This is a genomic window from Methylosinus sp. RM1, assembly GCF_011378635.1.
GTDB classification, from domain to species: domain Bacteria; phylum Pseudomonadota; class Alphaproteobacteria; order Rhizobiales; family Beijerinckiaceae; genus Methylosinus; species Methylosinus sporium.
Map to the genome: position 1 here is coordinate 1 of NZ_WOVC01000060.1, position 11,948 is coordinate 11,948.

An 11,948-nucleotide genomic window follows, 5' to 3' on the forward strand; every position below is an offset into this window, starting at 1 on the left:
TTGGTTCTCGAACGTGCGTTCGCGGATTTCGCCGAGCCGATGGAAGAAGACGGCTCGCTTGAGAGCGTGGTGGGCCTCGCCCTTGTTGAGGCCGGCATTGGCGCGCCGGCGCAGGGCGGGGTCGCTGATCCAGTCGAGCGTGAACAGCGTGCGCTCCAGGCGTCCTATTTCCCGCAGCGCCTTGGCGATGGCGTTTTGCCGCGGATAGGCGGCAAGACGGCGCAAGAGCGCCGAGGGCGCGACGGTTCCGGCCTTGATCGACGCGCCCGAGCGCAGGATTTCATCCCAGTTGTCGCCGACGACACGCATGTCGACCGCGCCGCCGATGAGCGGCGTGAGCGCTTTGTATGCTGCGCGAGTGTCCAAGACATAGAGCCTTCGATCGGCGAGATCGCGAATGCGCGGCGCGAAGCGGAAGCCCAAAAGGCTGCACAGGCCGAACACGTGGTCGATGGCGCCGGCGGTGTCGGTATAGTGCTCACGAATGTCGAGCGCGCTTTCATGATGCAGCAGGCCGTCGAGAATATGCGCGGCCTCGCTGGCGTTCGCGGCGATGACCTTGGTGCTGAACGGCGCATAACGATCGGAGACGTGGGTGTAGAACTTCACGCCCGGCTCCGAGCCGTATTTGGCGTTGTGGTCGGCGCGCGCTTCGCCGTGGCCTCCGGCCCTGAAGAACTGGCCATCCGACGACGACGTGTCGCCTTCGCCCCAGACCTTTGTGAAGGGATGCGCGTGAATCGCATCGACGAGGCAGGCGAGCGCCGCCTGATAGGTCTCGTCGCGCACATGCCATTCGGCGGTCCAGAGCAGCTTGGAATGCGTGGAGACGGTGGAGCTGCGCGCCATCCGCGCGAGGCCGAGATTGGTCGCGTCGGCAAGCAAGGCTGTCATCAGCGCGAGAATGTCCTCCGGCGGCGCGCCGCTGCGCAGATGGAGAAAGCGCTCCGAGAAGCCTGTCCAACCATGCACTTCCGCGAGGACCTCGGTGATGCGCAGACGGGGCAGCATGCCGTAGAGTCGGCGTGTCATGGTGTCGGCTTCTGCGTTCTCGTTCTTGCGGATGGGGCTGATCGACAAGCCTTCTGTCGTGAGTGTCGCTTCGGGCAGCTCGCCGGCGACTGCGAGCGCGTCGACCTCGCGAAGGCGGGTTTCCAAAAGCTTGGCCTTCTCGTCACGCCAATCCTCGAAACGATCGGCGACGGCGAGACCCAGCTCGCCGTTGCGCCTCCGCGTCGCGAACACGTCGGGCGGCCAGAGAAAGTCGTCGAAGGCGCGAAACGCCCGGCTGCCTTCGACCCATACGTCACCCGCCTGCAAGCGGTCGCGCAACGTCATCATGACCGCGACCTCATAGGCCCTGCGATCGACGCCGGAGTCGGCTTTCACGAGCTTGCGCCATGTCGGCGACAGGAACGCCATCGGCGGGTGCGCCGGAAATTTCCTCGGGCCGTTCGCATGAATCTCGCGAAGCACGTCCAGCGCGTCGAGCAGGGCGTCGCCGGATTTCCAGGAGCGGAACGTGAACGCGCCGAGCAGAACGGAGGAAACATGCCGCACCGTGGCATGGCGTTCCACGACCTCCTGCAGATTGTCCGTGCGTGCGCCGGCGACTGTCTTGTCGGCTTTCTCGACGAGGGCTTTCAGGCGCTCCCAGCCGAGCGCTCGCTCCACTGCCGCAACCTGGTCTTCTCCCTTGTCCTTCGCCGCCAGCATGGCTTTCGCCATGCCGAGCAACGCCCGTGTCGGAGCGTCGAGCGCCTTGGCGCGCGCAACGAGATTCTCCTTATGCTTGTTCTCGGCACGGCGGAACACGGAGCCAAGCAGCTTGCCGAACATGGCGAGAGCAGCGTCGGTGAGGATCGCTTCCATCTCACGCCCGAACACCACGAGCGTCGCCAAGCGGCGTGGCGTGTCAAAACGCGAGACGTCGCACGGAACGAGGACGGCGATTTCTCTGGCGATCGCCGCGTAACGTGCGCGGTGAATGCGCTTCTCGCGATCCGGGTCGACGCCGAGTTGACGCACGGCTTGCAGCCGTTCGATGATCCCGGAGAGGTTTTTCTGCGTCGGCTTCTCCGGCCATTCCCGGAGCCACACGAGCGGCGTGCGTCCCTGCTCGTCATTGACGGCGAGCAACGCTTCCAGGGCGATGATTGTGTCTCGAGGCAGGCCTTCGACAAGGTTTTTGTACGCGCGCTTGCGCGCAAGGGCGCGCGCCGTCAGCGCCAAACGCTCCAATTCCGACGACGAAGGCAGCAGCACGTTTTGTTCGCGTAAATAAGCGACCATGGCGGAAACGATCGCATCGCCACGATCCGAGCCGTTCGCTTGCTCCATCGCGACATGAGCGACGGCGCGCGCGTTCTCGCGTCGGAATGGGCGCATGCCGAGATGGGTTTGCAATTCGCCGAGATGCTCCCAACGCGTTTCGCTGCGTAGCGCGTATGACGCGAAGGCCGCGGCATCACATGCGATCTGCGATGCGACGAAGGCCAGCATGTCGGCAGGCGGTATTTCATCCGAGCCGAGCACGCGTCCGGGAAACCGCAGATAGGCGAGATGCACGGCAAAGCCGATCCGGTTTGCGGCGCGCCGACGCCGCCGGATCAGCGCCAAATCTTCCGGCGAGAAGGTGTAGTGCCGCACGATTGCCGTCGGCTCCGTCGGCGGATCGAACAGTGCGGCGCGCGAATGCGGTGAGAGAATTTCATGCTTCTTCATGGCGGGTCTTTTCGTTGCGCAAACGTTCGTTTGCGCAACGACCCACCGCTCGGTCACGAGGTGTCGCCAAATCAACGGCTTGCGTTTTGCCTTATTCTGTTGCCAAATAGCCGGTGTTTGGCAACAGAAAAAGCGACGACTATGCTGCTCGGTTACGCCCGCGTCTCCAAGTCGGAAGATCAGGAAACAGCGCCGCAAATCCGCGCACTCAAAAAGGCCGGTTGCAAAAAGGTGTTCGAGGAAGCCGCCTCCGGCGGAAGGTGGGATCGTCCCGAGTTGCATCGCCTGCTCGATCAGATGCGCACCGGCGACACTCTCGTCGTATGGAAGCTCGATCGCCTGTCGCGCTCGCTCAAGGACCTGCTCGTCATCCTCGAACGTATCGACGCTATGGGCGGCAAGTTCCGCTCGCTCACCGAGGCGATCGACACGTCAGGCCCCGCAGGCCGCATGATGATGCAGATGCTCGGCTCCTTCGCCGAGTTCGAGCGCGAGATGATTCGCGAGCGCACCCGCGCCGGCCTGCGCGAAGCCCGCGAGAAGGGCCGCGTTCCCGGCCGAAAGCCTCGGATTACCGCCGAGCAGAAGAACGAAATCGTCGAAGCTGTCGCGTCCGGCCGAAAATCCGCCGCCGAGATGGCGAGGCTCTTCAAGATTCACCGCGCGACCATCTCGCGCTTCGTCTCCCACGCCCGCGCCGCCGAAAAGCCGGCCTCAAAGCCTTAGCGTAGGATTTCGGGAAAATTCCACGATGACCCCTTTACTGGGCAAGTCCGATCCGCAATGCGCACAGCAACGAAGCCGCTCGCCCATCGCCGCCGCCTGTGCGCGGACCATTTCCGTTTGAATAGCAGCGACCAGGCGTTTCCCTTCGGCGAGCGACAGACCAAGCGTTTCGGGAACAGAAAACTCGTCCCTTTCGATCCGGGCCACCTCAATTTCGGGTTCCGTCGTTTCATCCCCGAAATCCGCGACAAGCTTCACCCGCCAAACCAGCTTTTGCATAGGCTCGCCCTCCCCAAAAAGGCGATCTTAGCCGTCAAAATCTAAATTCCCCCACAACCTTGCATGCTCTCGCAGTCGCGTTGCCTTTACTCACCAGTCGATATGTCATGTCAACGGCGGGGCTCTGGTGCAAACGGTGTGAGCAGGACATAATCCGAGGGGCGGCACCGGACGCGGTCAGGACGGCAACGCCGCGTCGTTGCCTCGGCCATATATCGAGGAAGCGATCGGCACGGCAGCGCGTCTGCAGTCGGGCGCGAACTACGCCTTCGACTCCGCATGCCTCTGTAGATCGGCCAATGCCCGGCTCGCCCGGCGGCCCTTCGACCGACGTGCCCGATGGCTGTTCCTGCGGCCGGCGGACGTTTCCGGCTTCCTGCCTCGACAGCCTGCGCTGCAAAAGCGCCCAGCGGCGCAATTCCTTCTTGACGCTCACGCTTTCGCCTGTCTCCTATGACGCCATGGCTTCGTCATGGGCGCATTTCACCAAGCTAAGGACCGCGCTCGCCGCGGTGCTCGGCGTTTGGCTGGCGCTCGCCTCGCTTCCCTTTGTGACGCCGAGCCACGGATGGGCGACGGCCTTCCCGTCTTTCGGCTGGTCGAGCGGGGAGGAGGGCGGTCCGCTATGCGCCGCTCGAGGGGACGATGGCGCGCCCGTGAAGCACGGCGGTCAACACTCTCATTGCGCGTTTTGCACCTGTCCTCGAGATTCGGCGTCTCTCGCATTTCTCGCCATGTTCTTTACGGCGCTCGTGCCGCGCTTCGACTCGGGACAAGTGTCGTCGGTCGATCGCGAGCAGACCGGCGCGCCCATCGGCCGTCCGAGCTATTCCGCCTCCCGCGCGCCCCCGTCGATCGGCTGATCGACCCTTTCACCCTGGTTTTTTCACCTCCGGTCACGACGACCGCGCAGCGCGCGTCGTGACCGTCGCGGGCGCCGGCGAATGTCGGAAAAGAAGACTCGTTTCATTCGCGACCTGTTCGAGCGCAACAGGCGCGCGCTGACGGCCTATCTGACGCGTCGCGTCGGCGCGGAAGACGCGTCCGATCTGCTTCAGGAGACCTTCGTGCGCGCGCTGCGGCACGAGCGCCTCGACGATGTCGCCGATCCGCCGGCTTTCCTCCAGCAGATCGCCGCCAATCTCACGCGCGACCTGGCCCGGCGTCGGCGGACGGAGCACAAATATCTCGCCTTCGATCAGCTCCTCGGCGAGCGGCCGAGCAGCGAGGCGCGGCAGGACGAGATCGTCGACTATGAGCGCCGGGCGCGCCGCCTCTGCGAGGCGATCGAGGCCTTGCCGCCCCGATGTCGGGAGGTCTTCGAGCTCTGCGCCTTCGAGGATCTCTCCTTTCGCGAGATCGCCCTGCGTCTCGGCGTCACCGAGCGCATGGTGCGTCAGCATATGAGCATCGCCATGCAGCGTTGCTGGGCGGCGCTGGGATGAAAGATTTTTCACCGCCGGACCTTCCTTTTTCCCCTATTGGCGCGTCGTATTCGGCGGGCGCGGATGGCGATCCGCGCGCAGGGAGCGACGGTGAGATGGGAATGGGGGAGGGCGACTCCGTCCGTGCGGCGGCGATCGACTGGTGGATCAGGGAGAAGGCCGGCGACCTCGACCAGGATCGCGCGGCCTTCGACGCCTGGCTCGCCGCCGATCCGGCCCATCGCCGCGCCTATGCCGATGTCGCCGGAATGTTCGAGGAAGCGCGAGCGCTGCGCCCGGCGCGCCGGTCTCGCTTCCGGGGCGCGGCGTCGCGACGAAAGGCGACGATTGGATTATTGGTCGCCGCCTCTTTGGCCTTTCTGTTCTTCCTCGGCGATCTCTCTCTGATCTGGCGTTCGGACTTTGCGACAGGCGTCGGAGAGCGCCGAACGGCGACTCTCGTCGATGGCTCGCGTGTGGAGCTCGACGGCGGCTCGGCGATCGAGGTCCGTTTCGAAGCCGGGCGCCGCCGCGTGCGCCTGCTGTCCGGGGAGGCGTGGTTCGAGGTCGCGCCCGATCCCGCGCGTCCCTTCGTCGTCGAGGCCGCGGGCGGCGAGGTGACGGCGCTCGGCACCGCCTTCGACGTCGCGCTCACCAAGGAAGGCGGCGCGCGCGTCGCCGTTGGCGAGCACTCGGTCGCTGTCGCCAGCGGCGGCGCGCGCGTCATTGTCGAGGAGCGGCAGCAGACATTTTACGAGGCGAACGCCGCCGCGCGGCCTCCGGCGACCGCCGCCGCGGAAACGATCGCCGCTTGGCGGCGCGGCGCGCTGATCGTGGAGGACAGGCCGCTCGGCGAAGCGCTGGCGACGCTCGGCCGTCATCGCCACGGCTATGTCGTCTGCCTGCGCGCGTCGACCTGCGCGCGGCGGGTGAGCGGCGTTTTCTCGACCGCGGAGCCGCTCACTTCTCTGCGCGAGATCGAATATTTCCTCGGCCTGCATTCGATCCATCTGACCGACTACCTCATTCTGCTCACGGAATGACGGGCGGTTCTGGCCACCTTCCCGCACAATTTTTTTCGCATTGGACATTCCGAATTCGACTTGAGGGCGTCGAGTTGGTCACGGACGTCGTCTCGCGTCCGAGAACCCAATTCGACGGAAAGCGGCGATGGCGAAAAGAGGTCTGCGTTACGAGGGTGCGGCGATGAGCTCGACGGTTGCGGCGATGGCGTTCAGCGCCTTTGCGATGGGAGGAACGCCGGCCGAGGCGTCCCTCTCGCCGCAAGAGCGCAGCGGCGTCGTCATGGTCTACGACATACCGGCTGGATCGGTGGCGACGGCGCTGAACGCCTTCGCCGTGAAGAACGGACTCCATCTTCTCTACGAAGCGCATGTGACTAGGACATTGCGCACGAGCGGGCTTTCCGGCGCCTTTTCGGTTCGAGAGGGGCTGGATCGCCTGCTCGACGGCACGGGGCTCTCTTATCGCTTCGGCGGTCCAGACGCGAAGGCCGTGTCGATCATACTGGCGCAGAACGACACGGGCGTGCGCAGCGACGCGGGCGGCGCGGAGGCTCTGCCGCCGATCGACATCGGCGCGGAAAAGCGCGACGAAAAGAAAGCCTATAGCGCCGACCGCGGCGCGATCACGGAAGGAACGGGCACTTACACGACTCCGCTCGTGACCGTCGCCGGCAAGGTTCCGCTGCCGCGCAAGGAGGTCCCGCAGTCGGTCTCGGTGATGACGCGCGCGCAGATCAACGATATGCAGCTCACCACGATTCAGGACGCGATGTTCTGGATTCCCGGCGTCTCGGCGATCGCCAACGACGTCACGCAGGGGCAGCCGGGCTCGCGCGGCTACGCGCTCGACGTCGCCTATGACGGCGTTCCGACTTATAGCGGCTTCGGCGGTTATCAGCAGCTCGATCTCGCCGTCTACGATCGCATCGAGGTGTTGAAAGGTCCGGCGGGTCTGCTCACCGGGTCGGGAAATCCCGGCGGAATCGTCAATATCGTCAGAAAACGGCCGCAGGACGAATTCAAGCTCAGAACGGAGTTCAGCGCGGGTTCGTGGGACAATTATCGCGGCGTGATCGACGTCACCGGTCCGATCAACGAAGAGCGGACGTTTCGTTATCGCGCGCTCGTGCTCCATCAGGACAAGCACTTTTTCTTCACGCCGTCGCAGCCCGAGAACAAATGGCTCGGCTACGGCTCTCTCGAATACGACATCACGCCGAACACGCTCGTGAATGTCACCTACACACGCCAGAGAACGAGCGACCCGGATTATAGTGGGCAGCCGGTCGCCGCCATTTCCTACTTCGGCGGCACTAGCCCCTATTTCCTGAACGTGCCGCGATCCTGGAATCCCTATCCCGATTGGACCCAATCCAAATGGGACACAGAAGACAAGAATGTCCGCCTCGAACATCGTTTCGGCGACGACTGGGTCGCGAAAGTCAATTTCAATCGACGCGACATAGATAACGAGTTCTACGACGCCTATCCGAGCAGCGGCGTCAGCCCTTCCGATTGGACGGCCCGGTATGCCCGCCGCCACTTCTTGTACTATTATCATCGAACCGGTATAGACTCCTATCTCTCCGGCACGCTGCCCTTTGTCCCGATCAAAAACACATTGACGATCGGCTATAACTATGACCGCTTCACATATGAATATAAGCGCGCTCCTGCCGTCAATGTGAACAACATCCCGGTCTTTTGGCCAAATGCGATCGGTCCCAATCTCAATCCCTTCACGGTGGGCGGCCAAAATCAGACCTTGCAGCACGGGGCCTATAGCCAGCTCCGATTGACGCCGGTCGATCCGCTGACTTTCGTTTTCGGTGGCCGATTGACGAATTTCTTCGCTAAGAGCCGCAGTGTTTTGCCGAGCGTGCCCACCGACTGGTCATATGGGGAGAAATCCAACCATCGCTTTTCGCCCTATCTCGCGGGTATTTTCCGGCTGACGGACGAGATCAATATCTATGGCAGCTATTCCGACATTTTCATTCCGCAGACGGACCAGAAGGCTGACGGAACGACGCTCGATCCGGAGGTAGGCGGACAATTCGAAGCTGGCGTCAAAGGTGAGCTCCTGAACAAAAAACTCAACGCATCAGTGGCGTGGTTCGATATCAATGATCGCAATCGCTCTTACGCCGATTCCGCAAATCCGGGTTATTATCTCCAAGCTGGGAAGGCGGAGTCCCGAGGAGTCGAGGTCGAATTCTCCGGCAAGCCCTTCGCCGATATCGATCTGCCGATTATCCAAAGCCCACTGCCGGGGCTCGATGTCATCGGCGGCTACACTTATTTGCGCACGAATCTCTCCGTCGACGATAGCAATCAGGGCCGGCCGATCAGTTCCTGGTATCCGACCCACATGTTCAAGATCTGGGGCAAATATGAGTTCGACGGCTTTCTGCAAGGCCTGACCTTCGGCGCGGGCGTCGTCGCGCAGAGTGGTCTCTCTGGCTCGGTCAACACGCTGAACGAAGCGCGCCATGGTCCGGCCTACGCCGTCATCGACGCGATGGCGTCCTACAAGATCAACGAGAATCTGACGTTGCAGGCGAACATCAACAACATCACCGACCAGAAATATTACACACGCGTCGGCGGCAGCAACACCTACAACACGCCGGGCGATCCGCGGAACTTCATGGTGACGTTGCGCGGCGAATTGTGATCGCGATCGCGGTGAATGAAGCGGCGCCGATCGAGCGCGGCGTTCGCTCTTGGCCACGAACGGCCGCCCGCTGCCGAAACGCGGCGGTGCCGGCGCGCCGGTTTTCGGGTCGGCATCGTAACGGCCGCCGAAGCCCGTATAGCCGTCGGCATGGAGATGACGGTTGTGTCGCAAATTTTGTCTACGGAGGCGCCGCGGGCGTGTGAGAGTGGCAGGGCTCAGGCCGCGAGGGCATAGAACTGCTGGGCTGGACGCAATTCGCCCCTGGTCCGCAGCTGGTCCTTTCGGATCATATGCATGAGCTCGATCCCCGAGAGTGTCGCAGCAGCCGATCGAAATGATTTGAAGCCCAACATGGGCCGCGTCACTCGCTTCACCGCTCGATGGTCCTGTTCGACGATATTATTGAGATATTTGATGCGGCGGATTTCGATGTCCGCTTCATGCTCCGCATTGTAGCTTTCGATCGCTGCCGTGTTGGCCCCGCTCTTGTCGATCGTGATCTTCTCCGGCTTGCCATGCTGGCCGATCGCCTTACGCAGGAAACGCAACGCGGCTTTGCGATCCCTCTTGGCGGTCAACAGAAAATCGACTGTCGCACCTGTCTTGTCGACGGCCCGATAGAGATATTTCCAGCAGGCTTTGACTTTCACATAGGTCTCATCGAGACGCCAGCTGGATCCGATCGTGCGCTTGCGAGCACGGAACTGCTTCTCCAGCAAAGGCGCATACTTGACGACCCAGCGGTTGAGCGTGGAATGGTCGACTTCGACGCCTCGCTCTTCCATCATTTCCTCGAGCTGACGATAGCTCATCGGATACGCGACATACCAGCGGACGCCCCAAAGGATCACCTTGCGTTCAAAATGGCTGCCTTTGAAATCGATCATCCCAATAGTCCACCTGCCCAACTCCCGGACATCATAGCCCCCAACCGACCCACGAAAAAAATTTGCGACAAAACCTAACGGCGAAGAGGGACTGCAAAGCGGCGTTGCGCTTCTTGCGCAAGGCGATCGGCCAGCATGGCGAGCCGGAGAAGATCACGATCGACAAGAGCGGCGCCAACACGGCGGCGATCGAAAGCTACAATGCGGAGCATGAAGCGGACATCGAAATCCGCCGCATCAAATATCTCAATAATATCGTCGAACAGGACCATCGAGCGGTGAAGCGAGTGACGCGGCCGATGTTGGGTTTCAAATCATTTCGATCGGCTGCCGCGACGCTTTCTGGGATCGAGCTGATGCATATGATCCGAAAGGGGCAGATGCGAACGACGAACGAAATGCGTCCCGCGCAGCAATTCTATTCCCTCGCCGCCTGAGCCAGGTCATTCTCACACGCTCATCGCGGTCACAAACAAAAATTTGCGACAAAGCCCTGGACCGTCACCGACGACTGGCCCCATCCCGTTCCAGTCACGCAGGCTGAGATCGAGGTGTTCGAGCAATGGTTCGGAGACCTGTTCGATGAACTGTTCGGCTCCGAGGGCTGACCCGCCCCATTGCAATATGAGTTATAGTGCGGTACATATACTCATAGTTGGAGAGGCGGGATGATCGTTGGCTTTCGGGACGAATGGTTGCGGGCCTTTTTCGTGGAGGACGCCCAATCCCGCAACATCCCATCCGACCTGGAAGCCCGGTTGTTCCGCAAGCTCCAGATGATTGACGACGCCGTGACCGATCAGGACTTGCGTGTGCCCCCCAGCAACCACTTCGAGAAGCTGAAAGGCAATCTGGCAGGTCTCCATTCGATCCGCGTCAACGAGCAATTCCGGCTGATCTTCCGCTGGGATGGTGAGCGCGGCGAGGCGGACGGCATCTATCTGGACGATCACAGCTACCGATAAGAGCGAGGCGAACATGCTGACCACCAAGCGCAAGCCGGCAAGCGTCGGCGAGATACTGACCGAAGAGTTCATGGAGCCGATGGGGCTGACACAAGGCGCGCTCGCGGAGGCGATGGGTGTTCAGCGCAAGCACGTCAATGAACTGTGCGGCAACCGCAGGAATGTGACGGCCGCGACCGCGCTAATCCTGGCCCGCGTCTTCGGCAACAGCCCCGACTTCTGGCTCAACGTGCAGCGGCGCAACGACCTTTGGGAGGTGATGAACACACCCAAGGAGCGTGAACGGGTCGAACGCGCGCGTCCATTGCAGAGCGCGGCCTGAGCGCGGCCGTGTGCGTCCGATAGTTCGAGCCGGGACCACCATTCGAGAAGGAGACTGCCATCATGACCGTGCCGCTACGCGCCGCCCTCTATCTGCGCGTCTCGACGGCGCGGCAGGCCGAGCATGATGTCTCGATCCCCGACCAGAAGCGGCAGGGCGAAGCCTACTGCGCCTCGCGCGGCTATCAGCTTGTCGAAACTTATGTCGAGCCGGGCGCTTCGGCGACCAACGACCGCAGGCCCGAGTTCCAGCGCATGATCGAAGCGGGCACGTCGAAGCCCGCGCCGTTCGATGTCGTCGTGGTCCATTCGTTCATGGGCAAGTCCCGCGATGCCGAAGCTCGCGCGTCCGTCGATCACCGGCTCCACCGACGCCCCGAGCGCCTCGACATAGAGCCGCAGCGGCGTGCGGGGAAACTGCTCGCGAAATTGGGTCGCCGCCCCGGCCAGAGCCTCGATCGGAAAGAAGACTGCAACCCAGGATGATTGACCTTAACAGTCTGATATTAGTGCTTTTTTACAGCCAAATGCTCACATTTGCGCCTTCGCTACTCGTCGCATGGCCTGAGGAGACTGTCCAAAGGCGCGGATGAAGGCTCGACGCATACGATCAGGATCTCGGAATCCCGCGCGCAAGGCGATCTGCTCCACGGACTCAGCCCCCCCTCCGATCCACTCGCGAGCAGCCTCGACGCGCAATCGCTCGATTGCTCGAGCGGGAGTTGAGCCGGTTTCCTCGAGGAAACGACGGGCGAAGTTGCGCGGGCTCATTGCTGCATGTTCGGCGAGTTGCTCGATACTCAAAGGGGCGATGTCACATAAACCCGATTCTGGCGCGTTGACGCCACGCGGGTCGATTTCAAGCGGCTGTCGTCACAGACTTCCACTCAGCCATCGCCCCGAGGCGATGCAGGCGG

11 protein-coding genes and 2 pseudogenes are annotated in these 11,948 nt (G+C 62.4%); 9 read left to right on the forward strand and 4 right to left on the reverse strand.

Annotation, left to right across the window (positions count from 1 at the left end; translation table 11 throughout):
• Nucleotides 1-2,724, reverse strand: a 2,724-nt coding sequence (locus FMZ75_RS20005) for a Tn3 family transposase (protein ID WP_166145765.1), incomplete at its 3' end; no start/stop codon positions are given.
• On the opposite strand from FMZ75_RS20005, the gene FMZ75_RS20010 reads away from it, so the two are divergent.
• On the forward strand, nucleotides 2,713-3,450 hold the full coding sequence (locus tag FMZ75_RS20010; protein ID WP_370464762.1) for a recombinase family protein: 738 nt from the start codon (nucleotides 2,713-2,715) through the stop codon (nucleotides 3,448-3,450). The genes FMZ75_RS20005 and FMZ75_RS20010 overlap by 12 nt on opposite strands.
• On the opposite strand, the gene FMZ75_RS20015 is transcribed toward FMZ75_RS20010, so the two are convergent.
• Nucleotides 3,439-3,729 (reverse strand): hypothetical protein, encoded by a 291-nt coding sequence (locus tag FMZ75_RS20015; RefSeq protein ID WP_166145771.1) that lies wholly within the window; start codon nucleotides 3,727-3,729, stop codon nucleotides 3,439-3,441. The genes FMZ75_RS20010 and FMZ75_RS20015 overlap by 12 nt on opposite strands.
• Nucleotides 3,730-4,028: 299 nt before the next feature.
• Between FMZ75_RS20015 and FMZ75_RS20020 the strand changes: the two genes are divergently transcribed.
• The 4 genes from FMZ75_RS20020 (at nucleotide 4,029) to FMZ75_RS20035 (ending at nucleotide 8,855) form a co-directional block, all read left to right on the forward strand.
• Nucleotides 4,029-4,592: a hypothetical protein gene (locus FMZ75_RS20020; RefSeq protein WP_166145775.1), complete on the forward strand. Its 564-nt coding sequence runs from the start codon at nucleotides 4,029-4,031 to the stop codon at nucleotides 4,590-4,592.
• 81 nt (nucleotides 4,593-4,673) lie between these two features.
• Nucleotides 4,674-5,174: an RNA polymerase sigma factor gene (locus tag FMZ75_RS20025; protein WP_166145778.1), complete on the forward strand. Its 501-nt coding sequence runs from the start codon at nucleotides 4,674-4,676 to the stop codon at nucleotides 5,172-5,174.
• A gap of 95 nt (nucleotides 5,175-5,269) precedes the next feature.
• The gene (locus tag FMZ75_RS20030) at nucleotides 5,270-6,196 is read left to right on the forward strand and encodes a FecR domain-containing protein (RefSeq protein WP_370464763.1); all 927 of its coding nucleotides are present in this window, start codon (nucleotides 5,270-5,272) and stop codon (nucleotides 6,194-6,196) included.
• Between the two features lie 163 nt (nucleotides 6,197-6,359).
• Complete coding sequence (locus FMZ75_RS20035; protein ID WP_166145784.1) at nucleotides 6,360-8,855, forward strand: TonB-dependent receptor; 2,496 nt, start codon at nucleotides 6,360-6,362, stop codon at nucleotides 8,853-8,855.
• Nucleotides 8,856-9,073: 218 nt separating this feature from the next.
• Here the strand turns inward: FMZ75_RS20035 and FMZ75_RS20040 are convergent, their stop codons facing one another.
• Nucleotides 9,074-9,745, reverse strand: a complete 672-nt coding sequence (locus FMZ75_RS20040; protein ID WP_166145787.1) for an IS6 family transposase — start codon at nucleotides 9,743-9,745, stop codon at nucleotides 9,074-9,076.
• 74 nt (nucleotides 9,746-9,819) lie between these two features.
• Between FMZ75_RS20040 and FMZ75_RS20045 the strand changes: the two are divergent.
• From FMZ75_RS20045 to FMZ75_RS20060, 4 genes and pseudogenes are all read left to right on the forward strand, one after another.
• Nucleotides 9,820-10,182, forward strand: a pseudogene (locus FMZ75_RS20045) (transposase); the annotation flags it as partial.
• Between the two features lie 231 nt (nucleotides 10,183-10,413).
• Nucleotides 10,414-10,710 carry a type II toxin-antitoxin system RelE/ParE family toxin gene (locus FMZ75_RS20050; protein WP_166145790.1) on the forward strand — a complete coding sequence of 99 codons (297 nt, stop codon included), beginning with the start codon at nucleotides 10,414-10,416 and terminating at the stop codon, nucleotides 10,708-10,710.
• A gap of 13 nt (nucleotides 10,711-10,723) precedes the next feature.
• Nucleotides 10,724-11,032, forward strand: a complete 309-nt coding sequence (locus tag FMZ75_RS20055) for a HigA family addiction module antitoxin (RefSeq protein ID WP_166145793.1) — start codon at nucleotides 10,724-10,726, stop codon at nucleotides 11,030-11,032.
• Between the two features lie 62 nt (nucleotides 11,033-11,094).
• A pseudogene (locus FMZ75_RS20060) lies at nucleotides 11,095-11,364 on the forward strand (recombinase family protein); the annotation flags it as partial.
• Between the two features lie 198 nt (nucleotides 11,365-11,562).
• Here FMZ75_RS20060 and FMZ75_RS20065 read toward each other — a convergent pair.
• Complete coding sequence (locus tag FMZ75_RS20065; RefSeq protein ID WP_370464764.1) at nucleotides 11,563-11,835, reverse strand: helix-turn-helix domain-containing protein; 273 nt, start codon at nucleotides 11,833-11,835, stop codon at nucleotides 11,563-11,565.
• Nucleotides 11,836-11,948 lie beyond the last annotated feature (113 nt).